This window comes from Streptomyces xanthophaeus (assembly GCF_030440515.1).
Taxonomy (GTDB): domain Bacteria; phylum Actinomycetota; class Actinomycetes; order Streptomycetales; family Streptomycetaceae; genus Streptomyces; species Streptomyces kutzneri.
Map to the genome: position 1 here is coordinate 2479019 of NZ_CP076543.1, position 26805 is coordinate 2505823.

Annotated in this window: 25 protein-coding genes; 14 read left to right on the forward strand and 11 right to left on the reverse strand. The window is 70.6% G+C overall.

The window, feature by feature from the left end:
• Window positions 1-39: 39 nt before the first annotated feature.
• From KO717_RS10390 to KO717_RS10420, 7 genes are all read right to left on the reverse strand, one after another.
• Window positions 40-504: a hypothetical protein gene (locus tag KO717_RS10390; RefSeq protein ID WP_301366176.1), complete on the reverse strand. Its 465-nt coding sequence runs from the start codon at window positions 502-504 to the stop codon at window positions 40-42.
• A gap of 182 nt (window positions 505-686) precedes the next feature.
• Window positions 687-2105, reverse strand: a complete 1419-nt coding sequence (locus KO717_RS10395) for an NAD(P)/FAD-dependent oxidoreductase (protein WP_301366178.1) — start codon at window positions 2103-2105, stop codon at window positions 687-689.
• A 42-nt stretch (window positions 2106-2147) separates the two neighbouring features.
• The gene (locus tag KO717_RS10400; RefSeq protein ID WP_030718627.1) at window positions 2148-2954 is read right to left on the reverse strand and encodes an ABC transporter permease; all 807 of its coding nucleotides are present in this window, start codon (window positions 2952-2954) and stop codon (window positions 2148-2150) included.
• Entirely contained in the window at window positions 2954-3883 is a 930-nt protein-coding gene (locus tag KO717_RS10405; RefSeq protein WP_301366181.1) for an ABC transporter permease, read from the reverse strand. Before KO717_RS10405 ends, KO717_RS10400 begins: the two co-directional genes overlap by 1 nt.
• Window positions 3880-5028, reverse strand: a complete 1149-nt coding sequence (locus KO717_RS10410; RefSeq protein WP_301366183.1) for an ABC transporter ATP-binding protein — start codon at window positions 5026-5028, stop codon at window positions 3880-3882. The genes KO717_RS10405 and KO717_RS10410 overlap by 4 nt, the downstream gene beginning before the upstream one ends.
• 139 nt (window positions 5029-5167) lie before the next feature.
• Entirely contained in the window at window positions 5168-6418 is a 1251-nt protein-coding gene (locus tag KO717_RS10415; protein ID WP_301366185.1) for a polyamine ABC transporter substrate-binding protein, read from the reverse strand.
• Between the two features lie 69 nt (window positions 6419-6487).
• Window positions 6488-8005, reverse strand: a complete 1518-nt coding sequence (locus KO717_RS10420; protein ID WP_301366187.1) for a gamma-aminobutyraldehyde dehydrogenase — start codon at window positions 8003-8005, stop codon at window positions 6488-6490.
• A 194-nt stretch (window positions 8006-8199) separates the two neighbouring features.
• Here KO717_RS10420 and KO717_RS10425 point away from each other — a divergent pair, with 194 nt between their 5' ends.
• Together KO717_RS10425 and KO717_RS10430 are read left to right on the forward strand one after the other, a co-directional pair.
• A complete protein-coding gene (locus tag KO717_RS10425) occupies window positions 8200-8754 on the forward strand; it encodes an NADAR family protein (RefSeq protein WP_301366189.1) in 555 nt (184 codons plus the stop codon).
• Between the two features lie 514 nt (window positions 8755-9268).
• Window positions 9269-10858 carry a TROVE domain-containing protein gene (locus KO717_RS10430; RefSeq protein WP_301366191.1) on the forward strand — a complete coding sequence of 530 codons (1590 nt, stop codon included), beginning with the start codon at window positions 9269-9271 and terminating at the stop codon, window positions 10856-10858.
• A 10-nt stretch (window positions 10859-10868) separates the two neighbouring features.
• Here KO717_RS10430 and KO717_RS10435 read toward each other — a convergent pair whose 3' ends face one another.
• On the reverse strand, window positions 10869-11570 hold the full coding sequence (locus KO717_RS10435) for a DUF4190 domain-containing protein (protein WP_301366193.1): 702 nt from the start codon (window positions 11568-11570) through the stop codon (window positions 10869-10871).
• Window positions 11571-11680: 110 nt separating this feature from the next.
• Between KO717_RS10435 and KO717_RS10440 the strand changes: the two genes are divergently transcribed.
• The 5 genes from KO717_RS10440 (at window position 11681) to KO717_RS10460 (ending at window position 16610) form a co-directional block, all read left to right on the forward strand.
• Window positions 11681-12706 carry an adenosine deaminase gene (locus tag KO717_RS10440; RefSeq protein ID WP_301366195.1) on the forward strand — a complete coding sequence of 342 codons (1026 nt, stop codon included), beginning with the start codon at window positions 11681-11683 and terminating at the stop codon, window positions 12704-12706.
• Window positions 12707-12742: 36 nt separating this feature from the next.
• Window positions 12743-13432 carry a glycerophosphodiester phosphodiesterase gene (locus KO717_RS10445; protein WP_301366196.1) on the forward strand — a complete coding sequence of 230 codons (690 nt, stop codon included), beginning with the start codon at window positions 12743-12745 and terminating at the stop codon, window positions 13430-13432.
• Window positions 13429-14595, forward strand: coding sequence for a sensor histidine kinase (locus KO717_RS10450; RefSeq protein WP_437184488.1), 1167 nt, complete (start codon window positions 13429-13431; stop codon window positions 14593-14595). The genes KO717_RS10445 and KO717_RS10450 overlap by 4 nt, the downstream gene beginning before the upstream one ends.
• On the forward strand, window positions 14592-15260 hold the full coding sequence (locus KO717_RS10455; protein WP_301366197.1) for a response regulator: 669 nt from the start codon (window positions 14592-14594) through the stop codon (window positions 15258-15260). Before KO717_RS10450 ends, KO717_RS10455 begins: the two co-directional genes overlap by 4 nt.
• 150 nt (window positions 15261-15410) lie before the next feature.
• Window positions 15411-16610: a serine hydrolase domain-containing protein gene (locus tag KO717_RS10460; RefSeq protein WP_301374455.1), complete on the forward strand. Its 1200-nt coding sequence runs from the start codon at window positions 15411-15413 to the stop codon at window positions 16608-16610.
• A 3-nt stretch (window positions 16611-16613) separates the two neighbouring features.
• On the opposite strand, the gene KO717_RS10465 is transcribed toward KO717_RS10460, so the two are convergent.
• From KO717_RS10465 to KO717_RS10475, 3 genes are all read right to left on the reverse strand, one after another.
• Window positions 16614-17078, reverse strand: a complete 465-nt coding sequence (locus tag KO717_RS10465) for a hypothetical protein (protein WP_301366198.1) — start codon at window positions 17076-17078, stop codon at window positions 16614-16616.
• Between the two features lie 79 nt (window positions 17079-17157).
• The gene (locus tag KO717_RS10470; protein ID WP_301366199.1) at window positions 17158-18336 is read right to left on the reverse strand and encodes a polyamine ABC transporter substrate-binding protein; all 1179 of its coding nucleotides are present in this window, start codon (window positions 18334-18336) and stop codon (window positions 17158-17160) included.
• A 92-nt stretch (window positions 18337-18428) separates the two neighbouring features.
• Window positions 18429-19868, reverse strand: a complete 1440-nt coding sequence (locus KO717_RS10475; protein WP_301366200.1) for a gamma-aminobutyraldehyde dehydrogenase — start codon at window positions 19866-19868, stop codon at window positions 18429-18431.
• Window positions 19869-20036: 168 nt separating this feature from the next.
• Here KO717_RS10475 and KO717_RS10480 point away from each other — a divergent pair, with 168 nt between their 5' ends.
• The 7 genes from KO717_RS10480 (at window position 20037) to KO717_RS10510 (ending at window position 26748) form a co-directional block, all read left to right on the forward strand.
• Window positions 20037-20540: an Lrp/AsnC family transcriptional regulator gene (locus KO717_RS10480; protein WP_007266859.1), complete on the forward strand. Its 504-nt coding sequence runs from the start codon at window positions 20037-20039 to the stop codon at window positions 20538-20540.
• Window positions 20525-21904, forward strand: coding sequence for an aspartate aminotransferase family protein (locus KO717_RS10485; RefSeq protein WP_301366203.1), 1380 nt, complete (start codon window positions 20525-20527; stop codon window positions 21902-21904). Before KO717_RS10480 ends, KO717_RS10485 begins: the two co-directional genes overlap by 16 nt.
• 185 nt (window positions 21905-22089) lie before the next feature.
• On the forward strand, window positions 22090-22848 hold the full coding sequence (locus KO717_RS10490; protein WP_301366205.1) for an ABC transporter ATP-binding protein: 759 nt from the start codon (window positions 22090-22092) through the stop codon (window positions 22846-22848).
• Window positions 22830-23903, forward strand: coding sequence for a hypothetical protein (locus KO717_RS10495; RefSeq protein ID WP_301366207.1), 1074 nt, complete (start codon window positions 22830-22832; stop codon window positions 23901-23903). Before KO717_RS10490 ends, KO717_RS10495 begins: the two co-directional genes overlap by 19 nt.
• A gap of 26 nt (window positions 23904-23929) precedes the next feature.
• Window positions 23930-25021 (forward strand): LOG family protein, encoded by a 1092-nt coding sequence (locus KO717_RS10500; protein ID WP_301366209.1) that lies wholly within the window; start codon window positions 23930-23932, stop codon window positions 25019-25021.
• Window positions 25022-25101: 80 nt separating this feature from the next.
• Window positions 25102-26007 (forward strand): hypothetical protein, encoded by a 906-nt coding sequence (locus tag KO717_RS10505; RefSeq protein WP_301366210.1) that lies wholly within the window; start codon window positions 25102-25104, stop codon window positions 26005-26007.
• Window positions 26008-26106: 99 nt separating this feature from the next.
• Window positions 26107-26748, forward strand: a complete 642-nt coding sequence (locus tag KO717_RS10510; RefSeq protein WP_301366212.1) for a hypothetical protein — start codon at window positions 26107-26109, stop codon at window positions 26746-26748.
• Window positions 26749-26805: the final 57 nt, after the last annotated feature.

Below are 26805 nucleotides of genomic sequence, written 5' to 3' on the forward strand. Positions count from 1 at the left end.
GGTCAGCGGCGCCCAAGATGGTCCAGACCAATACCCTTGTCAAGCCTTCCGGCCCTCCTTCGCCGGCATGCCCGCGGCCGCCTCGTGCATCGCGAGCTCCAGCACGGCCGGATCGGTGAGCGTCCCCTCGCCGTCCGGGAGCACCAGCCAGCGCACCCCGCCGGTCGCCCGGCCGGGATACGGGACCACGATCCAGCTCCCGCGCCCGGCACCCCGTACGCCCGTGCCGAGCCAGCGCGACGCCGTGCCCGCGGGCACGAAGAAGCCCACCCTGGAGTCGCCGAACTCGGCGAGCACCGGGCCGGGCCGGTCGAGGAGCAGGCGGAGCACGTCGAGGGTGGGCCGCCCCAGCTCCCCGGGCAGGACCAGCACGTCCCAGCGCCGGCCGGCGGGCAGCAGGGCGACCCCGAGCGGGTTGCGCTCCCACTCCCACCGGCAGGCGTCCGGATCCGGCGCCACCGATACCAGCCAGTCCACTGCCGTCCTGGCCCCCGGAATCGTCATCGCCCGGCCTCCGCTCCCTGTAGGTGAGGGGTTCTCACCTGGAGAGAGCGGGGCCGGGCGCAGGTATGACGCGGGTTTCGTCACTCCAAGGCAGTGAAGCGGGTCACACGGTGACCGGCGGTCCGCACCGGGCACGGCCCGGGGCGAAGCAAGCGGTGCGCGGCGCGCGGGCTCGGGGCGGCCTAGCTGTCGAAGCCGAGGCCGAAGCGGTCCAGCGTCTTGAGCCACAGGTTCCGGTGTCCGCCGCGGGCGTCCGCGCGGGCCAGCGACCACTTGGTGAGCGCGATCCCGGTCCAGGCGAAGGGCTCGGGCGGGAACGGCATCGGCTTGGACTTCACCATCTCCAGCTGTGTGCGCTCCGTGGAGAGCCCGTCCAGCAGGTCCAGCATCACGTCCGCCCCGAACCGGGTGGCCCCCACGCCGAGGCCGGTGTAGCCGGCCGCGTAGGCCACCTTCCCCGAGTGCGCCGTGCCGAAGAAGGCGGAAAAGCGCGAGCAGGTGTCGATGGCTCCGCCCCAGGCGTGGCTGAACTTCAGCCCCTCCAGCTGCGGGAAGGCCGTGAAGAAGTGCTCCGCGAGCTTGAGGTAGGTCTCGGGGCGGTGGTCGTACTCGGAGTCGAGCTTCCCGCGGTAGGGGTAGATCGCGTCGTAGCCGCCCCACAGGATCCGGTTGTCACGGGTGATCCGGAAGTAGTGGAACTGGTTGGCGCTGTCGCCGAGTCCCTGCCGCCTCTTCCAGCCGATCGCGGCCAGCTGGGCCTCGTCGAGCGGCTCGCTCATCAGCGCGTAGTCGTAGACCGGGACGGTGAACGGGCGGACCCGGCGGACCAGCGAGGGGAAGATGTTGGTGCCGAGGGCGACCCGGCGCGCGAGGATCGTGCCGTAGGGGGTCGTCACGGTCATCCCGGAGCCTGCCCCGGCCAGCTTGAGGCCGCGGGTGTTCTCGTAGATCCGCACCCCGAGCTCCAGGCAGGCCCGCTTGAGGCCCCAGGCCAGCTTCGCCGGATTGAGCATGGCGACGCCGTCGCGGTCCCAGAGGCCCGCGAGGAAGGTCGGCGAGTCGACCTCGGCGCGCACGGCCTCGCCGTCCAGCCATTCGGAGCCGTCGGCGAGGCCCAGGCGCAGCGCCTCCTCGTGCAGTTCGCGCAGCTCCTCGACCTGGTGCGGTTCGGTGGCGACGTCGATCTCGCCGGTCCGCTCGAAGTCGCAGTCGATGCCGTAGCGGGCGACGGCCTCCTCGATGGCGTCGAGGTTGCGGGCGCCCATCTCCTCCAGCTTGGCCAGCTCGCCGGGCCAGCGGGCGATTCCGTTGCTGAGGCCGTGGGTGAGGGAGGCGGCGCAGAATCCGCCGTTGCGGCCGGAGGCGGCCCAGCCCGCCTCCTTGCTCTCGATCAGTACGACGTCCCGCCCGGGGTCGCGCTCCTTGGCGATCAGGGCGGTCCACAGCCCGCTGTAGCCGCCGCCGACGACCAGCAGGTCGCAGCGCTCGTCGGAGGTCAGCGCCGGCTCGGGGGCCGGCTTACCGGGGTCGTCCAGCCAGTACGAGACCGGCTTCGCTTCGGAAAGGGATTTCGCAACACTACGCATGGCGACTGGGGCCATGGCTTCCAACTCCCTACGGAACTGATGACGTGCTTTCCCGAATTACTTCGGTTGTGCCTTCTTGCGGCGGTTGCCGACCATCTGGCCGGCCAGGACCACCAGCACCGCGATGACGAACATCGCCGTACCGATGACGTTGATCTGCACGGGCGTACCGCGCTGGGCCGATCCCCACACGAACATGGGGAAGGTGACGGTGTTGCCCGAGTTGAAGTTGGTGATGATGAAGTCGTCGAAGGAGAGCGCGAAGGAGAGCAGCGCGCCCGCCGCGATACCGGGTGCCGCGATCGGCAGGGTGACCCGTACGAAGGTCTGCACCGGGCCGGCGTAGAGGTCGCGGGCGGCCTCCTCCAGCCGCGGGTCCATGGACAGGACACGCGCCTTGACGGCGGCGACGACGAAGCTGAGGCAGAACATGATGTGCGCTATCAGGATCGTCCAGAAGCCCAGCTGGATGCCCATGTTGAGGAAGAGTGCGAGCAGCGAGGCCGCCATCACGATCTCGGGCATGGCCATGGGCAGGAAGATCAGCGAGTTGACCGCCCCGCGCGCCCGGAAGCGGTAGCGCACGAGCGCGAAGGCGATCGCTGTGCCCAGCGCGGTCGCGACGAGGGTGGACCAGAGGGCGATCTGGAGCGAGAGGGACAGGGAGCCGCACATGTCGGCGACCCCGCAGGGGTCCTTCCACGCGTCGAGGGAGAACTCCTGCCAGGCGTAGTTGAACCGCCCGGTGGGGTTGTTGAAGGAGAACACGGTGACGACGACGTTCGGCAGGATCATGTACGCGAGCGTGCCGAGGCCCGCGATGACGACCAGGTTGCGCCGGAGCCAGGTGAGGGGATTGCGCATCAGACCAGGTCCTCCGTCCCCGCTCGGCGGATGTAGATGGTGACCATGATCAGCACGATGGCCATGAGAATGAAGGACAGCGCGGCCGCCGTCGGGTAGTCGAGGATCCGCAGGTACTGCGACTGGATGACGTTGCCGATCATCCGGGTGTCCGTGGAGCCGAGCAGTTCGGCGTTCACGTAGTCGCCGCTCGCCGGGATGAAGGTGAGCAGGGTCCCGGAGACCACGCCCGGCATCGAGAGCGGGAAGGTCACCTTCCGGAAGACCGTGGCGGGGCGTGCGTACAGGTCCCCGGCCGCCTCGTGGAGGCGGGTGTCGATGCGCTCCAGGGAGGAGTACAGCGGCAGGATCATGAAGGGGAGGAAGTTGTACGTGAGGCCGCAGACCACCGCGAGCGGCGTGGCCAGCACCCGGTTCCCCTCGGTCATGCCGAGCCAGCTGGTGACGTCGAGGAAGCCGATGTTGTTGAGGACACCGACCACCGGGCCGCCGTCGGCCAGGATCGTCTTCCAGGCCAGCGTGCGGATCAGGAAGCTGGTGAAGAACGGGGCGATGACCAGGACGAGGAGCAGGTTGCGCCAGCGGCCGGCCTTGAAGGCGATCAGGTAGGCCAGCGGGTAGCCGAGCAGCAGGCACAGCGCGGTCGCGGTGCCCGCGTAGAGCAGCGAGCGCAGGAACTGCGGGTAGTACTCGGTGAAGGCGTCCCAGTAGGTCCCGAAGTGCCAGGTGACCTGGAAGCCCTCTTCGAGGGAGCCGGTCTGCACCGAGGTGGAGGCCTGGTAGACCATCGGCAGCACGAAGAACACCAGCAGCCACAGGATGCCGGGGAGCAGCAGCCAGTACGGGATCAGCCGCTTGCGCAGGGCCGCCTTGTGCACCGGGGGTTCGGTGGCGGCGGGCGCCTGGGGCGGCGCCGCGGTGGTCGTCATGCGCTCTCCTCCACCGTCTCGATGCCCGCGTCGATGTCCTGGGCCGCGTCGAGGCCGAAGGTGTGCTCCGGGTTCCAGTGCAGGATCACCTCGGCGCCCGGCACCAGGCGGCCGTCGCGCTCGATGTTCTGGGCGTACACCTCCAGCTCCGGGCAGACCTGGCTGTCGATGACGTACTGGGTGGAGACGCCGATGAAGGAGGAGTCGGCTATCCGGCCGGCGACCTTGTTGCGGCCGGCCGCGATGGTGTGCTCCTCGTCGGCGTGGACCAGGGAGATCTTCTCGGGGCGCACCCCGACCAGGAGCTTTCCGCCCGCGCGGGGGGTGGTCGAACATCGGGCGGCGGGCAGCCGCAGGGTGGTTCCGGAGGCGGAGACGACGACCTCGGAGCCGGCGGAGTCCACCGAGGCCTCGATGAGGTTCGAGGTGCCGAGGAAGTTGGCCACGAAGGTGGTGCCCGGGTTCTCGTACAGCTCGGCGGGGGCACCCAGCTGCTCGACGCGCCCGCCGTTCATCACCGCGACGGTGTCGGCCATGGTCATGGCCTCCTCCTGGTCGTGCGTGACGTGCACGAAGGTGATGCCGACCTCGGTCTGGATCCGCTTGAGCTCCAGCTGCATCTGGCGGCGCAGCTTGAGGTCGAGGGCGCCGAGCGGCTCGTCGAGGAGGAGGACCTGCGGGTGGTTGATCAGTGCGCGGGCGACGGCGACGCGCTGCTGCTGGCCGCCGGAGAGCTGGTGCGGCTTGCGCTGGGCGAACTGGCCGAGCTGGACCAGCTCCAGCATGTCGTCGACCTGCTTCTTGACCGACTTGATGCCCCGGCGGCGCAGCCCGAAGGCGACGTTCTCGAAGATGCTCAGGTGCGGGAAGAGCGCGTAGCTCTGGAAGACCGTGTTGACCGGGCGCTTGTACGGCTGCAGGTCGGTGACCTCCCGGTCGCCGAGGTGGACCGTGCCGGTGGAGGGCTCCTCCAGGCCGGCGATCATGCGCAGGGTGGTGGTCTTCCCGCAGCCCGAGGCGCCGAGCAGGGCGAAGAAGGAGCCCTGGGGGATGGTGAGATCCAGCGGGTGCACGGCGGTGAAGGTGCCGTAGTGCTTGCTGATCCCGGAGAGGCGGACGTCGCCGCCCGCGGTCTTGTCAGTCATGGATGGTCCCGGGGTTGGGTGGGTCAAGGGGTCGAAGGCCCGGCGGAGCGGAGTCGACCGGGCCGGGCCGCGCCGCCGCCGGAAAGGTCCGGCGGCCGGCGCCGCGGTCCGGCGGGACCGGCCCGCCGCAAGGCGTGCGTCAGGCGCCGATGAGCTTGGCGAACTTCTCCTCGTACGCCGTCTCTTCCTCGCTGGTGAGGGAGCGGAAGGCGTGGGCCTTGGCGGCCATCGCCTTGTCCGGGACGATCAGGGGGTTGTCCGCGAGCGCGGGGTCGATCTTGGCCAGCTCGTCCTTGACGCCCTCGACCGGGCAGACGTAGCTGATGTACGCGGCCAGCTGGGCTGCGATCTCGGGCTCGTAGTAGAAGTCGATCAGCTTCTCCGCGTTGGCCTTGTGCCGGGCCTTGGCGGGAACCAGCAGGTTGTCGCTGGAGGTGATGTATCCGGGGGCGGGGATGGCGTACTTGATGTCCGGGTTGCCGGCCTGGAGCTGGATGATGTCCCCGGCCCAGGCGAGGCAGGCGGCGATGTCGCCCTTGTCGAGGTCGGAGGTGTAGTCGTTGCCGGTGAAGCGGCGGATCTGGTTCTTGTCCACGCCCTTCTGGAGCCGGCCGATGGCCTCGTCGAAGTCGGCGGTGGTGAACTTCGCCGGGTCCTTGCCCTGGTCGAGCAGGGTCATGCCGACGCTGTCGCGCATCTCGGTGAGGAAGCCGACGCGGCCCTTGAGGGAGGGGTCGTCGAGCAGCTGGGTGACGGAGTCGACCTTCTTGCCGCCGGTCGCCTTCTCGTTGTAGGCGATGACGGTGTCGATGCCGGTCCAGGGGTAGCTGTAGGACCGTCCCGGGTCCCAGTCGGGGGTGCGGAACTGCGGGATCAGGTTGGCGTAGGCGTGCGGGAGGTTCGCGGGGTCCAGCTTCTGCGCCCAGCCGAGGCGGATGATGCGGGCGGCCAGCCAGTCGGTGACCACGATCAGGTCGCGGCCGGTGTCCTGGCCGGCCGCGAGCTGGGGGCGGATCTTGCCGAAGAACTCGACGTTGTCGTTGATGTCCTCGGTGTACTTGACGTCGATACCGGTCCGCTTGGTGAACTCCTCCAGCGTGGGACGGCTCTTCTCGTCCTCGCTGGTGTCCATGTACTCGGTCCAGTTGGAGAAGTTGATCTCCTTCTCCTGGGCCGAGTGGTCGTCGGAGGCCGCTGCCGCGTCGCCCTCACGTTTGGCGGGCGGGATCCCGCACCCGGTGAGGGCGGACAGCCCTCCGAGGGTGAGCGCTCCGACTCCGGAGGCGCGCAGCAGCGAGCGGCGGGTCAGGGCGCCGCGCCCGCTGGTGATGCTGCGCCGCATCGCGGCGAGTTGCGCCGCCGAGAGGCGGTCGGGCTCGAACTGCTCCATGCGCTGTGCCCTTTCGGGAGGTGTACCGCTGGTCAGGCGGTGGGCCCACGCGGCGTCGGCCGCAGATGGTTACGGACGGTCCCCGAAGATCGTGCGGTGCCAGTCCTTCTCGGCTACCGCGGTGTTGTCGTACATCACGTGCTTGACCTGCGTGTACTCCTCGAAGGAGTAGGTCGACATGTCCTTTCCGAAGCCGCTGGCCTTGTAGCCTCCGTGGGGCATCTCGCTGATGATCGGAATGTGGTCGTTGACCCAGACGCAGCCCGCCTTGATCTCGCGGGTGGCCCGGTTCGCCCGGTAGAGGTCACGGCTCCAGGCGGAGGCCGCGAGTCCGTACGGGGTGTCGTTGGCCAGCGCGATGCCCTCGTCATCGGTGTCGAAGGGCAGGACGACGAGGACCGGGCCGAAGATCTCGGACTGGACCACCTCGCTGTCCTGGGCGGCGCCGGCGATGAGGGTGGGCCGGTAGTACGCGCCCTCGGCCAGGTCCCCGGCCGGGATCTCGCCGCCGGTGACGACGGTGGCGTAGGCGCGGGCACGCTCGACGAACCCGGCGACCCGGTCGCGCTGGGCGTGCGAGACCAGCGGGCCCAGATCGGTGGTGGGCGCGAAGGGGTCGCCGAGGCGGACGCTCTCCATCAGCTCGGCCACCCGGGAGACGAAGGCGTCGTGCAGGGGGCGCTGGACGTAGGCACGGGTGGCGGCCGTGCAGTCCTGGCCGGTGTTGATGAGGGAGGCGGCGACGGCGCCGTGCGCGGCGGCCTCCAGGTCGGCGTCGTCGAAGACGAGGAAGGGGGCCTTGCCGCCGAGCTCCAGGTGGAGCCGCTTGACGGTGGCGGTGGCGATCTCGGCGACCCGCTTGCCGACGGCGGTGGAGCCGGTGAAGGAGGTCATCACCACGTCGGGGTGGCCCACCAGGTGCTCTCCGGCTTCCCGGCCGGCGCCGGTGACGATGTTGATCACGCCGTCGGGCAGGCCCGCGTCCTTGGCCGCCTGCGCGAACATCAGGGAGGTCAGCGGGGTGAGCTCGGCGGGCTTGAGGACGATGGTGTTGCCCGCGGCGATCGCCGGGAGGATCTTCCAGGCCGCCATCTGGAGCGGATAGTTCCAGGGCGCGATGGAGCCGACGACCCCGATGGCCTCACGGCGTACGTACGAGGTGTGGTCGCCCGAGTACTCGGCGGCCGCCTGCCCCTGGAGGTGCCGGGCGGCGCCCGCGAAGAAGGCGGCGTTGTCGATGGTCCCCGGGACGTCGAACTCCGTGGACAGCTTGATCGGCTTGCCGCACTGGAGGGACTCGGCGTACGCGAAGTCCTCCGCCTGCTCGGCCAGGACGGCCGCCAGCCGGTGCAGGGCGTCCGAGCGCTCGCCGGGGGTGGCGCCGGACCAGCCCGGGAAGGCCCTCCTGGCGGCGGCGACGGCCTCGTCGACGTCCGCGGTGCTCGCGAGCTCGTAGGTCAGGACCTCGTCGCCGGTCGCCGGATCGACCACGGTGTGTGACTGTCCGGAGGTGCCGGACCTCAGTTGCCCGTCGATGTACTGCGCGCCGTCTGCGAAGCGGTCCTTGACCTGGAAGCGGTTGCCCATAACGCTCTCACGCTCTCCGTAGCTACAGTTCGAGCTACAGCTCGAATTGAGTGCCGATCCTGGCAGAGGTGATGCCCTCGGCCAAGTGATTCCGTTGTTGCCTTTTGATTACGCGACGGAATCGGTCGACCATGTGTCGAGGCACACCGAAAAACCCGTACGAAGTGTCAGTGGCGACTGCCAGACTCGCGTGCATGGAGATGATGGACGAACTGATCAAGCAGGTCAGCCGTGGTGAGCGGGTGAAGTACCTGCCGTTCTGGGGGCACCGCCCGCAGCCGGACGGCAGGCTCGGTCCCAGCTGCCTGAGCCAGTGGTGGCCCGCTTCCTTCACTGTCGGTGACGTCCGTTATGCGACTGCGGAGCACTGGATGATGGCCGGCAAGGCCCGGCTCTTCGGCGATGCCGAGGCGGAGCGCGCCGCCGTGGGGGCCAAGAGCCCGGCGGAGGCGAAGAAGGTCGGGCGGCTCGTGCGCGGCTTCGACAACGCGATATGGGAGCGGGAGCGCTTCGCCCTGGTGGTGGAGGGCAGCGTGCACAAGTTCGACTCCGACCCGGCGCTGCGCGGCTACCTGCTGGGCACCGGGAACCGGGTGCTGGTGGAGGCGAGTCCGATGGACCGGATCTGGGGCATCGGGCTGGCGGCCGACGACGCGCGCGCCCTGGACCCGGCGCGCTGGCGCGGACTGAACCTGCTGGGCTTCGCCCTCATGGAGGCCCGCGAGCGGCTGCGCGGGACGAGCGGGTGACGCAGCGGCGCCGGGCCGCCGCCGTCCCGCTGACGTAAATGCGTGGCGGCGGCCCGGACGGGCCGCCTAACGTGATCAGCGTCCAGGTGCGAAGGCGAGACCTACTTCGACTCATAATCGGGCGGCCGCGGGTTCGAGTCCCGTCACCGGCTTCGGGCCGGTGTAGCTCAGCTGGCAGAGCACCTTGTGGTTTCGCCGGCTTCGATCTCTGGACACCTACGTCACGCACCTCCCGGTGCGCAGGCTGCGGCTCCTTCTTCTGCAAAGAAACCCAGGCCGCCGCCACCTTGATCTCGGGAGGCCGGCGTGGGGGATGCCCGGTGCGCAGGCGACGGTTACTTCTGGGGACCCGGAGGTCGTGGGTTCGAATCCCACCCGGCTCGTCACCCGCAAGGGAACGGGCCGGTGGAGCAGCCAGGTAGCTCGTCGGGCATAAAGTCCGCCGCCGACTCCCGATCTCGGGCATCCCCCACCCGACGCCTCCCCCGCTTCCATCGAATTCGGGGGGATTCTCATGGCTCGTTTCAACCGGCGCGCGCTCACGTCGGCGCCCGCGTCGCCCACTTCGCCCGTCCGTTCCGCCGGACCCGCCCGTACCGCTCAGGGCGGCCCGGGCCACCTGCGCGACCCGCGCTCCGAGCTGTTCCTGCTCGCCGTCGCCAACTTCGTGACGCAGCGGACCGCCTATGAGGGCGGCGGGGCGCGCGACGACCGGTTCGCGGCGCTCGTACGCACCCTCGCCGTCGAGGATCCCGACTGGACGGCCGGCCTGCTGGGCTGGCTCCGCGGGGACGCGAACATGCGGACCGCCTCGCTCGTCGGCGCCGCCGAGTACGTGAAGGCCCGGCTCGACGCCGGCGCCACCGAGGGGCCTTCGAACCGCCAGGTGGTCGACTCCGTGCTGCGGCGCGCGGACGAGCCCGGTGAGCTGCTGGCCTACTGGACGGCGGCGTACGGGCGCAACGTGCCCAAGCCCGTCAAGCGCGGTATCGCCGACGCCGTGCGGCGCCTCTACTCCGGCACCTCGCTGCTGAAGTACGACACCGACTCCAAGGCCTACCGCTTCGGCGACGTCCTCAACCTCGTGCACGCCTCCCCCGACCCGGCCAAGCCCTGGCAGGGCGAGCTGTTCCGCCATGCCCTCGACCGCAGGCACAACCCGGAGAGCGCCGAGGTCCCGGCGGACAACCGGACCCTCGTGGCCCACCGGGAGCTGATGGAGCTGCCGGTGCAGGAGCGCCGGGCACAGGTCACCGCCCCGGAGGGGGCGGAGCGGCTCGCGGCGGCGGGAATGACCTGGGAGTCGCTGGCCGGCTGGCTGCAGGGGCCGATGGACGCGGCCGCCTGGGAGGCGGTCATCCCGTCCATGGGTGCGATGGCGCTGCTGCGCAACCTGCGCAACTTCGACCGGGCCGGAGTCTCGGACGCGGTGGCCGCACAGGTCGCGGCGAGGATCTCCGACCCGGAGGTCGTCGCCCGGTCCCGGCAGTTCCCCTTCCGCTACCTGGCCGCCTATCAGCACGCGCCCTCGCTGCGCTGGTCGTACCCGCTGGAGCAGGCGCTCGGTCACTCGCTGGCCAACGTACCGGCGCTGCCAGGCCGGACGCTGGTCCTCGTCGACCGGTCCGGGTCGATGTGGTCCCCGCTGTCGGACCGCTCCGAGCTCAACCGGGCGGACGCGGCGGCCATTTTCGGAACGGCGCTGGCGCTGCGGGCCGAGCAGGCCGACCTGGTGCAGTTCGGTACGACCAGCGAGGCGGTCCGGTGCGACCGCGGCGAGTCCGTACTGAAGGTGCTGGAGCGGTTCGGGCAGCTCGGGGGGACCTACACGGCCGCGGCGGTGAAGAAGTACTACGACGGCCACGACCGGGTGCTGATCGTCACCGACGAGCAGGCCGCCTCGTACGGCTACGGCGGCGATCCGACCGCCGAGGTACCGGCCGCGGTTCCGGTCTACACCTGGAACCTGGCCGGCCACCGGGTGGGGCACGCGCCCTCCGGTACCGCGAACCGGCACACCTTCGGCGGGCTCACCGACGGGGCCTTCCGGATGGTGTCCCTGATCGAGGCCGGCCGCGACGCCGACTGGCCTTGGGCCTCCTGAGGCCGTCCGGTCAGACCTTCTCGCGCACCTGGGAGTTGTCGTAGGGGCTGTCGTAGGGCGAGTCGTCGGTGGAGCCGCGCTCCATGAAGCCGGCGAATATGACCGCGATCATCACGGCGCCCAGCACGATGCCGATCGCGCCCAGGATGATGCCGGCGAGCGCCATCCCGCCGTTGTCCGCCTCGCCGCGGCTCGCCTTGCCGCGGCCCAGGGCGCCGAAGACGACCGCGGCCGCCCCGAGGGCTATCGCGAAGAAGCTGGTGATGCAGCCGACGACCGCGAGGATGCCGAGGACGAGCGCGGCGATGCCGAAGCCGTTGCTGCGCTGCGCCCCGTAGGGCGGCGGGTACGCGCCCTGGCCGGGATATCCCGGGTATCCGGGATACCCCGGGTGACCGGTCTGCGCGGGGTATCCGGCGTCACCGGGGTATCCGTAGCCGGGCTGGGCCGGGTACCCGTACGCCGCGGACGCGGGCGGCCCGGTCATCGGGGGCGGGGTCTGGGTCGGCGTCGGTATCGGAGCCGGGGGCTGTGCGGACGGGACCGGCGCGGACGGGGGGAACTGGTCGCCCGGCATCCCCGCGAGTGTCGGCTGGTCGTGCACGGACGGCGGGCCCGACACGCCCGGCGCTCCCTGCGGCTTGCCCAGCTCGACCGCCGGCCGCTCCAGCGGCGCCCACGGGTCTCGCGGCTCGGGACTGCTGTCGGTCATACGGCGCCCCCCTCTCGTACAGCCATGCTAAGCGCTGCCACCGACAGTCACGGGCGTGCCTACGATGAATCCCGACCTGCCCGCACCCGCGTCCTCCCGGAGGCACCCCCATGACCGACCTGCACCCCTTCATCGCGGGGCTGCCCAAGGCCGAACTCCACGTCCACCACGTCGGCTCGGCATCCCCGCGCATCGTGGCCGAGCTCGCCTCCCGGCACCCCGACTCGAAGGTCCCCACCGACCCCGAGGCCCTCGCCGACTACTTCACCTTCACCGACTTCGCGCACTTCATCGAGGTCTACCTGTCGGTGGTCGACCTGGTCCGCACCCCGGACGACGTGCGCACCCTCACCTTCGAGGTCGCCCGCGACATGGCCCGGCAGAACATCCGCTACGCCGAGCTGACCATCACCCCGTACTCCTCCACCCGCCGCGGCATCGACGAGAAGGCCTTCATGGAGGCCATCGAGGACGCCCGCCGGGCCGCCGAGAGCGAACTCGGCGTCATCCTGCGCTGGTGCTTCGACATCCCCGGCGAGGCCGGCCTGGAGGCCGCCGCCGAGACCGCCCGGCTCGCCGTCGACCACCGCCCCGAGGGGCTGGTCTCCTTCGGCCTCGGCGGCCCCGAGATCGGCGTCCCGCGCCCGCAGTTCAAGCCCTACTTCGACGCCGCCCGCGCCGTCGGCCTGCGCAGCGTCCCGCACGCCGGCGAGACCACCGGCCCGGAGACGATCTGGGACGCCATCCGCGAGCTCGGCGCCGAGCGCATCGGCCACGGCACCAGCGCCACCCAGGACCCGGAGCTGCTCGCGTACCTCGCCGAGCACCGGATCGCGCTGGAGGTCTGCCCGACCTCCAACATCGCGACCCGCGCGGTGACCGACCTCGACCGGCACCCCGTCAAGGAGATGGTCGCGGCCGGCGTGCTCGTCACCATCAACAGCGACGACCCGCCGATGTTCGGCTCCGACCTGAACAACGAGTACGCGGTGGCCGCCCGCCTCCTCGACCTCGACGAGCGCGGGCTCGCGCAGCTCGCCAAGAACGCCGTCGAGGCCTCCTTCCTGGACGCGGCCGGCAAGGCGAAGCTGAACGCGGAGATCGACACGTACACCGAGGAATGGCTCGCGCGCTGACGCGTTCTCGGCAACTGCGCCCCTGAGAATGGGGACATGAGCACTCTGACTGCCGTCGGCCACCGCGGCGATCCCTACCGTGTCCGTGAGAACACCCTGGCCTCGATCCGCTCCGCCTTCGCGCGCGGGGCGGACGCCGTCGAGATCGACGTACGGCTGACCAGGGACGGGGTGCCGGTGCTCCTCCACGACGACACGCTCCTGCGGCTGTGGGGCCACGACGTACGCCTCGACGACGTCACGGCCCCGCAGCTGAAGGGGCTGACGCTGGGCGGAGTTCCCACGCTGCGCGACGCCCTGACGGCCGCCGGGCCGGGCCGGCTGATGCTCGACCTCCCCGGCGCCACGCCCGAGGCGGTGCGCATCGTCGTGGGCGAGGTCCGCGAGTGCGGAGCGCGCGAGCGGACGTACTACTGTGCGGGCCCGAACACGATGCTGGCCGTCCGGGCCGCCGATCCGGGCGCGGAGATCGCGCTGACCTGGACCTCCCTGTCGCCGCCGCGGCGGGCTCTGATCGACGCCGTGGCACCGCGCTGGCTCAACTACCGCTTCGGACTGGTGAGCCGGGATCTGGTGGACGCGCTCCACCGGGACGGCCTCCTCGTGTCGGCCTGGACCGCGGACACCAAGCGGACGATGAAGGGCCTCGTCGCGGCGGGGGTCGACTCGATCACCACGAACCGGCTGGACGCGCTGACGGCCGTCCGGAGCGGGCTCGGGCGGTGATACGGGCCTTCCGGGAGGGCATACGCGGCGCCGGTCCGCGGTGGCAGGACCTGGGCCTGACCCTGCTGGTGCAGCTGGCCGTCACGATGCCGTTCGTCGTGCCCCGGTCGCCCGATCTCCCGCCCGCGACCTGGACCTCGTACGCGCTGACCACGGCCGCCGTGCTGCCCCTGATCTGGCGGCGGCGGGCACCGGTGGGTGTACTGGCGGGGATCCTGGTCCTCGGAGGGATCTACAAGGTCGCGGTCGACGGGCCGGGCCAGCCGCTGCCGTACGCGGGCCTCATCGCCTTCTACACGGTCGCCCTGCAGTGCGCCCCGCGGGTCCGTGCGGCCGTGGGGCTGGCCACCGTGGTGGTGGTCGCCGTGTCGGTGGGCTGGGAGACGGGGACGGCGCGGGAACTGCTGTTCACGCTCTTCGTCTCGGCGGCGGCCTACGCCCTGGGACGGCTCCAGCACACGCGGCAGGCGTACACGGCGGCCGTGGAGGCCCGTGCCGCCGAACTGGAGCGGGCCAACCGGATCGAGGCGGAGCAGGCCGCCGCGCGTGAACGGGCCAGGATCGCGCGCGAGATGCACGACATCCTCTCGCACGCGGTCAGCATCATGATCGTGCAGGCCGAGGCCGGACCCGTGGCGGTGCGCAGGGCCCCGGAGCGCGCCGAGGCGGCCTTCGAGGCGATCGCGGAGACGGGGCGGGACGCGATGGCGCAGCTGCGCGCGATGCTGGGCGTGCTGCGCACCGACGAAGCCGCGCCCCGGAGCCCGCAGCCGGGGATCGCCGGGCTGACGGAGCTGGTGGACCGGGTGCGGGCCAGCGGGTTGCGGGTGACGTACGAACGGACCGGCGCGGTGCGCGAGCTGCCGGCCGCGTTGGAGGCGACCGTGCACCGGGTGGTGCAGGAGGCCCTGACCAACGTGGTCAAGCACGCCGGTGCTTCGGCGGCGGACGTGACGCTCGGGTACGGACCGGGGACGCTCACGGTGACGGTCACGGACGACGGCCGGGGACCCGGTGGCGCCGCGGGCGGGCACGGGCTGATCGGCATCCGCGAGCGGGCGGCGGCCCACGGCGGAACCGCAGAGTCCGGCCCGGGCCCGGACGGGGTCGGGTACGCGGTGCGGGTGTCCCTTGTAACCTCGCCGCTGGAGGTGGGGAATTGACGATCCGTGTGGTGGTGGCCGATGACCAGGAGCTGGTGCGCAGCGGCTTCGCGATGATCCTGGACGTCCAGGAGGACATCGAGGTCGTGGCGGAGGTGGGGGACGGCGCGGCGGCGGTGGAGGCGGTGGCGCGGCTCGCACCGGACGTGGCGCTGCTGGACATCCGGATGCCGGTGCTGGACGGGATCGAGGCGTGCCGGGCGATCTCGGCCGGGAGCGCGTGCCGCACGGTGATGCTCACGACCTTCGACTCGGACGAGTACGTGTACGAGGCGCTGCACGCGGGAGCGAGCGGCTTCCTGCTGAAGGACGTGCGGCGGGACGACCTGGTGCACGCCGTACGGGTGGTGGCTGCGGGCGAGTCTCTGCTGGCGCCGTCGGTGGCGCGGCGGCTGATCGAGGAGTACACGACGGCGACGGCGCGGCCCTGCCTTCCGGCGGACCGGCTGGAGGTGCTGACGGCGCGGGAGCGGGAGACGCTGCTGCACCTGGGGCGGGGCCTGTCCAACGCGGAGATCGCGGCGTCGCTGGTGGTGAGCGAGCACACGGTGAAGTCGCATGTGGGGAACGTGCTGGCGAAACTGGGGCTGCGGGACCGGATCCAGGCGGTGATCTGCGCGTACGAGACGGGCCTGATCGCGGCGGGTACTCCCTCCGGGGAGTGAGGGGACGGCGAGTCGCCTCCCCCGCACCGGGTAGTTGTCGTACCGGTGAAGACCCCTCTGGACGGTGATCCGCAACTACCCCTCCGACCTGGAGCATTGAGGTCATCGGGGCAGACTGCGCCGATGACCTCACAGGGGGAGCACACCACGATGAACGCACGTACGCGCACTCTGATCGCAGCCGCTCTGGTCCTGGGCATCGCGTCCGGACCCGTCGTCGCACACGCCGCTTCGGTCCCCGCAGGGGCGGGAGGCACGGCGGGCGTCTCGGTGCCCCTCGTACCGGCCCCGCCGAATGCCGCGGTACTGGAGCAGGCGATCGCCGGTCTCGGAGCGGAGCACAAGGACGCGACTGCCGCGCTGGTCCGCGTCGGGGGTACGAGCGGTAGCTGGCGGGGCAGTTCCGGTGTCGCGGACATCGTCACCGGGCGGGCGGCCGTCGAGCGGGGGAGGTTCCGGGCGGGGTCGGTGACCAAGACCTTCACCGCGGCGGTCGTGCTCCAGCTGGCGGCCGAGGGCCGGGTGGATCTGGACCGGCCGGTCCGGCGGTACCTGCCCGGGACGGTTCCCGATGCCTACGGCGCGGTCACCGTCCGGCAGTTGCTCGACCACACCAGCGGCATACCGGCGGCGGACGGCCCGGGCGACTCGTTCGAGGCGCAGTGGGAGCACCGCTTCGATGTGACCGACCCCCACGACCAGCTGGTCAATGCCTTCGCGAAGAAGCGGGAGTTCACCCCGGGCTCGGCCCAGCACTACCTGAACATCAACTACACCGTGCTGGGCGTGCTCGTCGAGAAGGTGACGGGCACCTCGTACGAGGAGGCGGTCGGCCGGCGGATCCTGAGGCCGCTCGGTCTGCATGAGACCTCCTTCCCGTCCCGGACGCAGACGAGGATCCACGGTCCGCACAACCATGGGTACCAGGCGCTCACCAAGGCGGACGGCTCCCGGGAGCTGCGGGACGTGACCGAGTGGAACTCCTCGGACCGCTGGGCGGCGGGGGACATCATCTCGACCACGGCCGATCTGGAGCGCTTCACCAAGGCCCTGTTCAGCGGGCGGATCGTGCCGGCGGTCCAGCTGGAGGAGATGTTCACCGTGCCCGCGGTGAAGAACTTCGCCGACGGGAAGGAGGCCACGATGACCGCGGGACTGTCCAGGATCGTCCTGCCGGACGGCACGGTGGTGTGGGGCAAGTCCGGGGGCCGGCACGGGTACAACACCGGCATAGGCGCGACGCGGGACCTGTCGCGCACCTTGGTCTACTCGGTCAACTCCACGAATGCCAAGGGCGAGGACACGAACCCGGTGGTCTTGGGCGTCGTGATGGCGGCCTTCGCCGAGTAGGCCTCACGCAGGCATCGCTTCGAGGCGCTTGATCATGCGGCGGAGGATCAGCAGGGGGATCACCCCGAAGACGCCGAACGACATGTCGATGACGCTCCACCAGACGGGGATGCCCCGGATCGGACCGCATATCAGGGCCAGCGGAATCACTCCGGCGCAGGCGATCATGCCGGCTTCGACGATCCAGATGTTGCGGACCGGGTCGCGGTGGACCCCGTAGAAGAAGACGGCGATGACGAGGTGGGCGAAGGCGAGCCAGTCGGTTCCGTAGAGGAGGAAGGGGTAGTCCGCGTCGGCCCGCTCCAGCCCGTCGCCCACCCGTCGCAGCCACTCGTTGTCGATCAGGGCGTTGGCCCAGCGGAGCTCACTGACCAGGGGGAAGGCCGTGAGGCCGCTGAGCACCAAGCAGATCAGGAACAGGGTCAACCAGGCACGGATCCGCCGCTGAAGGGCGCTTCTCTCGCTCATGGAAGGAAGCCTACGCCCGTTTCTGAACACGTTCAGCCAAATTGCTGAACGTGTTCAATATCCGCCGCCCGGTGCTCTGTCAGAGGCCGACGATCGCGTTCCAGCGCTTGGCGAGGGACCGGCGCTCGGCCGAGGAGATGTCCCGGGCCACGACCAGCCGCTTGCGCATGTCGTCGTCCGGGAAGATCAGCGGGTTCTCGGCCAGTTCGGCGGTCTCCTGGTCGTCGGAGGCGGCCAGGACCTCCCGGGCGGCCGGGACGGGGCAGACGTAGTTGACCGAGGCGGCGAGCGAGGCGGCCACCTCGGGCGCGTAGTAGTGGTCGATGAGGGCCTCGGCATTGGCCTTGTGCCGGGCCAGGTTGGGGACGAGCAGGCTCTCGGCCCAGAGTTCGGCCCCCTCCTCCGGGACGACGAACTCGATGTCCGGGTTGTCGGCCTGGAGCTGGATGGCGTCACCGGAGTAGGCCTGGCAGGCGAGGACATCACCCTTGCTCAGATCGGAGGTGTAGTCGTTGCCGGTGAAACGGCGGATGTGCTTCTTCTTCACCATGTTCTCGACCTGGTCGCACATCCGGTGGAAGTCGGACTCGGTCCAGCGGGTAACGTCAACGCCGTCGCCCTGCATCAGCAGGGCGAAGGACTCGTCGAGGCCGGAGAAGAGGGTGACCTTGCCCGCCAGGTCCGGCTGCCACAGGTCCTTGACCGACTTGATCTCCCGGCCCAGGGCCTTGCGGTTGTAGGCGATGCCGGTGATCCCCGACTGCCAGGGGACGGTGTGCAGCCGGCCCTCGTCGAAGGCGGGGGAGCGCAGTTGCGGGTCGAGGTGCCGGGCCACGTTGGGCTGGGCCGACCGGTCCAGCTTCTGGGCCCAGCCCAGGTGGACGAAGCGGGCGGCCATCCAGTCGCTGACCACGATCAGGTCGTGGCCGGTCTCCTGGCGGTTCATCAGGGCCGGGCTGACCTTGCCGAAGAACTCGTCGTTGTCGTTGATCTCCTCGGTGTACCGGACCTCGATACCGGTGCGCTCCGAGAAGTGCTCCAGCGTCGGGCGGCGCTCCTCGTCCTCCTCGTCGGTGTCGATGTAGAGCGGCCAGTTGGAGAACGTGACACTGCGGTCCCGCTCGGAACGGTCGGGACCCTCGCGCCCTTCCTCGGGAACGTAGGCGGCGGGCACACCGCAGCCGACGAGGGCGGCCGCGAGGCCCGCGGCACCGAGGCCGTACAGCGCAGAACGGCGGGAAAAGGCGAGTTCAGGCATGGGCACAGCCTCGGTGAACGCGAGGGGGCGGGCAATAGACATGTTGTCTACTGCCCGCCCCGTCAACGCTGTGCTGTGATCGATGCGGCCGATCAGCCGTCGAGCGAGGTCATCACGTGCTTGATGCGCGTGTAGTCCTCGAAGCCGTAGGCGGAGAGGTCCTTGCCGTAGCCGGACTTCTTGAAGCCGCCGTGCGGCATCTCGGCGACGAGCGGGATGTGGGTGTTGATCCACACGCAGCCGAAGTCGAGGTTCTTGGACATCCGCATCGCGCGGCCGTGGTCCTTGGTCCACACGGAGGAGGCGAGGGCGAACTCGACGCCGTTCGCGTACTCCAGGGCCTGGCCCTCGTTCGCGAAGGACTGGACGGTGATGACGGGGCCGAAGACCTCGTTCTGGATGATCTCGTCGTCCTGCTTGAGGCCGGAGACCACGGTCGGGGCGTAGAAGTAACCCTTGTCGCCGACCTGGTGGCCACCCGCCTCGACCTTGGCGTGGGCGGGGAGGCGCTCGATGAAGCCCGCGACCTGCTTGAGCTGGTTCGGGTTGTTCAGCGGGCCGTACAGCACGTCCTCGTCGTCCGGCTGGCCGGTCTTGGTGTCGGCGGCGGCCTTGGCGAGCGCGGCCACGAACTCGTCGTGGATCGACTCGTGCACGAGCACGCGGGTGGCGGCCGTACAGTCCTGGCCGGCGTTGAAGTAGCCGGCGACCGCGATGTCCTCGACGGCCTTGGCGATGTCCGCGTCCTCGAAGACCACGACCGGTGCCTTGCCGCCCAGCTCCAGGTGAACGCGCTTGACGTCCTTGGAGGCGCTCTCGGCGACCTGCATGCCCGCGCGCACCGAGCCGGTGATGGAGGCCATCGCCGGGGTGGAGTGCTCGACCATGGCCTTGCCGGTCTCGCGGTCACCGCAGATGACGTTGAAGACGCCCTTGGGCAGCACCGAGTCGATGATCTCCGCCATCAGGACGGTGGAGGCCGGGGTGGTGTCCGAGGGCTTGAGCACGACGGTGTTGCCCGCGGCGATCGCCGGGGCGAACTTCCACACGGCCATCATCATCGGGTAGTTCCACGGCGCGACCTGGGCACAGACGCCGACCGGCTCACGGCGGATGATCGAGGTCATCCCTTCCATGTACTCGCCGGCCGAGCGGCCCTCCAGGAGCCGTGCGGCACCCGCGAAGAAGCGGATCTGGTCCACCATCGGGGGCAGCTCCTCGCTGGCCGTGAGGGCCAGGGGCTTGCCGGTGTTCTCCGACTCGGCGGCCACGAGCTCGTCCGCGCGCGCCTCGAAGGCGTCCGCGATCTTCAGCAGGGCCTTCTGGCGCTCCGCGGGGGTGGTGTCGCGCCAGCCCGGGAAGGCGGCCGCGGCGGCGGCCATGGCGGCGTCCACATCGGCCTGGCCCGAGAGCGGGGCGGTGGCGTACACCTCGCCGGTGGCCGGGTTGACCACCTCGGTGGTCCGCCCGTCGGCGGCGTCCTTGAACTCCCCGCCGATGTAGTTGCGCAGACGACGCAGTTCGGTGGTCACTACAGCCACACTCCTGATCACATGTCCAACGATTGAGACGATTACCAAGCCTAGCCTCTCGGCGGAGGCTTTCGACAGACCCAGACGCCACCAACTACGAAATCAGTGAGATCAGAGTCTTCAAACAACGGATTTCATCGATTCCGTCTTGCGGAACAGACGACCCTCGTGCACAGTGAGGTCGTGGTCAGTCGAAGCGCAGATTCCAGGAACAGACAACCGTCCCCTTCGGTCGATGCTGTGTCCCTGGCGATCATCGAGCAACTGCAGGAGGACGGTCGCCGTCCCTATGCGTCGATCGGCAAGGCCGTGGGCCTCTCCGAAGCAGCCGTGCGCCAGCGGGTGCAGAAGCTGCTCGACCAGGGCGTCATGCAGATCGTGGCCGTCACCGACCCGCTCACCGTGGGCCTGCGGCGCCAGGCCATGGTCGGCATCAACGTCGAGGGCGACCTCGACCCGGTGGCCGACGCACTGACCGCCATGGCCGAGTGCGAGTACGTGGTGATGACCGCAGGGTCCTTCGACCTGATGGTGGAGATCGTCTGCGAGGACGACGACCACCTGCTCGAAACGATCAACAAGAAGATCCGCACGCTCCCCGGCGTGCGATCAACCGAAAGCTTCGTTTACCTGAAGCTGAAGAAGCAGACCTACATGTGGGGAACCCGATAACCGTGAGCCAGGACCTCTCCAAGACCGCGTACGACCACTTGTGGATGCACTTCACCCGCATGTCGTCCTACGAGAACTCCCCCGTCCCCACCATCGTCCGGGGCGAGGGCACCTACATCTGGGACGACAAGGGCAAGCGCTACCTCGACGGCCTCGCCGGCCTGTTCGTGGTCAACGCCGGTCACGGCCGCAAGGAACTGGCCGAGGTCGCGTACAAGCAGGCCCAGGAACTCGCGTTCTTCCCCATCTGGTCGTACGCACACCCCAAGGCCGTCGAGCTCGCCGAGCGCCTCGCCCACTACGCGCCGGGCGACCTGAACAAGGTCTTCTTCACCACCGGTGGCGGCGAGGCCGTCGAGACCGCCTGGAAGCTCGCCAAGCAGTACTTCAAGCTGCAGGGCAAGCACACCAAGTACAAGGTCATCTCGCGTGCGGTCGCCTACCACGGCACCCCGCAGGGCGCCCTGTCCATCACCGGCCTGCCGGCCCTGAAGGCCCCCTTCGAGCCGCTGGTCCCCGGCGCGCACAAGGTGCCGAACACCAACATCTACCGCGCCCCGATCTACGGCGACGACCCCGAGGCCTACGGCCGCTGGTGCGCCGACCAGATCGAGCAGGAGATCCTCTTCGAGGGCGCCGACACCGTCGCCGCCGTCTTCCTGGAGCCGGTGCAGAACGCCGGTGGCTGCTTCCCGCCGCCGCCCGGGTACTTCCAGCGGGTCCGCGAGATCTGCGACGAGTACGACGTGCTCCTCGTCTCCGACGAGACGATCTGCGCGTTCGGCCGCCTCGGCACGATGTTCGCCTGCGACAAGTTCGACTACGTGCCGGACATGATCACCTGCGCCAAGGGCATGACCTCGGGCTACTCCCCGATCGGCGCCTGCATCATCTCCGACCGCCTCGCGGAGCCCTTCTACAAGGGCGACAACACCTTCCTGCACGGCTACACCTTCGGCGGCCACCCGGTCTCCTCGGCGGTCGCGCTGGCCAACCTCGACATCTTCGACAAGGAAGGCCTCAACCAGCACGTGCTGGACAACGAGGGCGCCTTCTTCTCGACGCTGAAGAAGCTGCACGACCTGCCGATCGTCGGCGACGTCCGCGGCAACGGGTACTTCTACGGCATCGAGCTCGTCAAGGACAAGGTCACGAAGGAGTCCTTCACGGACGAGGAGACGGAGCGCGTGCTCTACGGCTTCCTCTCCAAGGCGCTCTTCGAGAACGGCCTGTACTGCCGGGCCGACGACCGCGGTGACCCGGTCATCCAGCTCGCGCCGCCGCTGATCGCCGACCAGGGCACCTTCGACGAGATCGAGGGAATCCTGCGCTCGGTGCTCACCGAGGCATGGACCAAGCTGTAACCGGCGCCTAGACCGCCCGAGCCGCTGTAGTCCAACCACACGGCCCGGATCCTCCGTTCGAGTGAGAACACGGGGGTCCGGGCCGTGTGCTGTCACCATCCAAGACGTTCATCTCTTTACATCTCAGTGCGGCGCCAGTGACTTCGACCGGTTCCGCTTCGTTCCCTCGGACGGAGGTGTACGCCATGGTGGCTCCACCGGACATTGCCCCGCCTGACAATGACGTCCTGTGGGCTCGGTCCCTTCACTACTCCCACGACGGCTCCCCCGCCCTCGTCGAGATCTCCGTCGCGGTCCGCCAGGGCGAGATCCTCGCCCTGACCGGCCCCCGCGGCAGCGGCAAGACCACCCTGCTCCGCTGCCTGTCGGGGCAGCTGCGGCCCCAGCAGGGCGAGGTCTGGTTCAACAGCGTCCCCGTGCACACCATGGGCACGCTCGTCCGCGAACGGCTGCGCCGCGACCGGTTCGGCTGGATCGGCCGCGAGCCCCAGCTGCTGCCCGAGCTGAAGGTCTGGGAGAACGCGGCCCTGCCCCTGCTGCTCGCCGGGGCCTCCCACCGCACCGCCCGCAAGGCCGCCTGCGAATGGCTGGACCGCCTCGACATCGCCGGCTTCGCCCGCAAACGCCCCGGCGCCCTGACCCGCGCCGAGTGCCAGCGGGTCGCGCTCGCCCGGGCCCTGGTCAACGAGCCCGCCGTGATCTTCGCCGACGAGCCCACGGCCCCGCTGCACCGCACCGACCGGGCCCTGCTGCTCCGTACGCTGACCACCGCCGCCCGCTCCCACGACATCACCGTGCTGCTGGCCACCCACGACGAGGCCACCGCCGCCGTCGCGGACCGCCGGATCGCCCTGCTCGACGGCCGCCTCGCGGGTGCCGCGGCTGCGGCCGCCCCCGTCGCCGACACCACGGAGGACCAGGCCGCGTGCTCGCTCTCCGCCTAGCCCGCGGTTCCCGGCCGCTCGTCCAGCTGCGGCGGCTCCTCGTCGCCGCGGCCTCGGCCGGAACCGGATTCCTGCTCCTCTATGTACTCGCCGGTGCCGTGGCCCAGCCCGCCGGATCGTTCCCTCGCCTGCTGTGGGCCCTGATCCCGCTGGCCGTCACCGTCCACTTCGCCGTCGTCGTCGCCCGGGCCGACCCCGCGACCCAGCCCCGCGAGGGACTGGACGCCGTCGGGCTGGGACCCGTCCGGCTCATGCTGGCCGCCGCGATCTCCACCGCCGTCGCCTGCGCCCTGGGCAGCGCCGTGGCCCTGGCCGTCTTCCTCCACCTGCGCGGGGAACTGGCGGGACTGCCGTTCGACGGGACCGGGGCCGAGCTGCTCCACGCCGACCAGCCGCTCCCGGTGGCGGGCGCCCTCACCCTGCTGGCCCTGATCCCCCTGACCGCCTCGGCCGCCACCGCCCTCGCGCTGCGCCCGCGCCCTCCGCTGGCCCCCCAGACCGGACTGCCCTGGGGCATCGCGCTGACCGCCTGCGGGCTCGCGGCCTCGGCCTACGCGGGCCGGGGCGACGCCGGGATGCTCATCGGCTGGTCGCTGACCGCGGTCGGGCTCGCCCTCGCCGGACCCGGGCTCGCCTACGCCTGCGGGAGCCTGGTCCAAGCGGTACGCCCGGGAGCGCTGCGGCTGCTGGCCGGGCGGACCCTCCAGGAGGAAGCCCCCCGGATCGGCCCCCCACTGGGAGTGCTCTGCTCGGTGGCCGCGGGCACCCTGACCGCGTTCGCCCTGCGCGACCGGGGCGGGCTGCCCGTACCGCTGGGTCCGCTGACCTGGCCGGCCGTCGCCCTGGTGACCCTGTGCGCCGCCGCGACCCTTCTCACATCCGTGGTGGAGGCCCGCCGGAGCCGGCAGCCCGGACGCACGGCCCTGCTCGACCTGGGTGCCCCGTCCAACGTCCTGCGCACCGCCGCGAGTCTGCGGGCCACCGCGCTCCTGGCCGTGTGCGTACCGCTCAGCTGGGGTGTGGCGCAGCTGACGTCGCTGGCATTGACCCGCTGACACGAGCAGCCCTTAGGGTGGGCCGAATGGTCACCCCAGACATCGAGATCGAGACGCTCGCCGAATTCGACCAGGTCGTGGCACGCGGCTCGCTCAGCGGCTACCGGATCCAGTCGGTCAACCTGTTGGAGCGGACCTTCGCGCTGCTTTCCGCCGACACCTCGGCGGCCGTGTTCCTGGGCTGTGCGATGGAGCCCGACGCGGCGGCGAAGGTCCGCGCCGACGGCGCCCTGGTCTTCCCGCCCGTACCGGACCTGCCGTTCAACCCGTACCGGGGCCTGCTCTACACGCCCGAGGAGCTCTTCACCGGGCTTCCCGGCGGGTACGAGATCACCCCGGACGCCGAGGCGTACGCCTGGTTCCAGGAGACGAAGTCCGACGGCGACGTCTTCTCCTCGATGCTCCGTTCCGTCCATGACGACGCCATCTCCGACGCCCTCGACGAGCACCTCGCCGGTGTCCGGGTCGTCGGTGTGATGGGCGGCCACGCGATGGCCCGCGGCGGTGCGGACTACCGCGGCGCGGCGGAGCTCGGCCGGGCGCTCACCCGGTCCGGGCTGAAGGTGGCCACCGGCGGCGGCCCCGGCGCGATGGAGGCCGCCAACCTCGGTGCCTATCTGGCGCCGGCCCCGGACGAGGCCCTCGCGGAGGCCCTGGAACTGCTGGCCAAGGCCCCCTCCTTCGCGCCGTCGGTGTCCGACTGGGCGGGCGCGGCCTTCGCCGTGCGCGAGCGCTTCCCCGGCGGCGGGGACTCGGTGGGCATCCCGACCTGGTTCTACGGTCACGAACCGCCGAACGCCTTCGCGGGCCACATCGCGAAGTACTTCGCGAACGCCACCCGCGAGGACGGGCTGCTGGCACGGTCCAACGCGGGCGTGGTCTTCCTGCCCGGCGCGGCGGGCACCGTCCAGGAGATCTTCGACAACGCGACGCCCAACTACTACGAGTCCCGGGGCGAGCCGGCCCCGATGATCCTGGTCGGCCGCGCCCACTGGACCGAGCACCTGCCGGCCTGGCCCCTGCTCCAGGCGCTGGCGCGCGGCCGTGCGATGGAGTCGCGGATCGCGCTCGTCGATGCGGTGGACGAGGTCCCGGACGTCCTCGCTTCGATGAGCTGAGTTCCGGAAGCAACTTCCCGGCCCGTTCCGACGTCTGGCAGAGGTACCGCAAAACCTGCCAGACGTGAACGGAGCCCTTGGTGCTCATAGGCCTGCTGACCGCTGTCGCGGCGTCCATCTGCTACGGCACGGGATCCGTGCTGCAAGCCGTCGGCTCGCGCCGCGCCGCACGCATGTCCCCGACCGCCGCCGGGGTGACCGCCCATGGCGGCCCCAATCTGTCGTCGACCGCGAAAGCGGCGATGACCTGGGAATTCATCGTCGGTACCATCCTGGACTTCGTGGGCTTCGGACTCGGGGCCCTGGCCGCCCGGCTGCTTCCCCTCTTCCTCTCGCAGACGGTGATCAGTGCCAACCTGGTGATCACGGCCGTGCTGAGCGTGAAGATGCTCGGCATCCGGCTGAGCCGGAAGGAATGGGCCTCGATCGGTGTCGTCTGCACCGCGCTCGTGCTGCTGGCGACGGCCGCGGGCCACGAGGGCGGCCACCACGCGCCGATGTCCACGCACTGGTGGCTGCTGGGGATCACCCTGCTGCTGATGGTGGGCGGCACGGTGGCCGTACGCCTCCTGGGCGGCGGCGCCGCGATCCTGGCGGGCCTGCTGTCGGGCCTGGGCTTCGGCGCGCTCGGCGTCGGCGTCCGGATCCTGAACGGCGTGGACCCGTTCGACCTCGGCACCCTCCTCACCGACCCGGCCCTCTACGCCATCCTGGTGGCGGGCATCGGCGGCATGTACCTGCACACGGTCGCCCTCCAGATCGGCTCGGTGAACGGCGCGACGGCGGCCCTGGTCGTCGGCGAGACGGTGCTCCCCGGCGCGATCGGCGTCCTGTGGCTCGGCGACGCCTCCCGCCCCGGCCTGGCCTGGCTCGCGGTCCTCGGCTTCGTCATGGCCGTGGCCGGAGCGGTGGCGGTCGCCTGGTACGGCAAGCACGAGGGGGCCGACGAGGGGGCGGCCGCCCCGGTGCCGGAGCCGGTCGGCTGACCCGCCGGCCGGCCGGGCCCCCTCACCCGGTCGGCCGCCCCCGGTGGTGGAGCGGCAGTGACTGCCGCTTGCTGGACCAGGGGAGAGAGTGAGGGGTTCGTGAGTCCCACGACCGATCGGCTCGATACGCCACGCGCGGCCGGGATGGCCGGAATCGCCTTCGCCCTGCTGCTCGGGGCGGCGATCGTCCTGATGCGGATCGCCGTCCCGTCGGGCAACGCCGCCGACCTGCCCGTCGACCCGGACAAGCGCTGGGCGGTCCAAGTGGCACTGGAGATCGTGCCCTTCGCGGGCATCTTCTTCCTCTGGTTCATGGGTGCCCTGCGCGCGCACACGGGTGCGGCCGAGGACCGGTTCGTCGCCACCGTGTTCCTCGGCAGCGGATTCGTCTTCGTGGCCACCCTGTTCGCCTCGGCCGCGGCGGCGGGCACGGTGCTGGCCGAGGGCACGCCCTCCGATTTCGGCCGCCACTTCGCCTACACCCTCCTCGCGACGTACGCCATGCGGATGGCGGCCGTCTTCGTCCTCGCGACCTCGACCATCGGGCGGATGCTCGGCGTCTTCCCGCGGCCACTGGCCCTGCTGGGCACCGTCGTCGGCCTGGTCCTGCTGGTGGTCGGCTCCGGAGTGCCCTGGTCCGAGCTGGTGTTCCCGGTCTGGGCGCTGATCCTCAGCCTGTACATCCTGCGCGTCCGGCGCGGCACCTCACGCCGGCCCCCGGCCTCCACAGACCCGCCCTGACCTGGGGATCCGCACTCCGGCAGGCGGCCTGTGGGTGCCGCGTGCATGCTGGTGGGA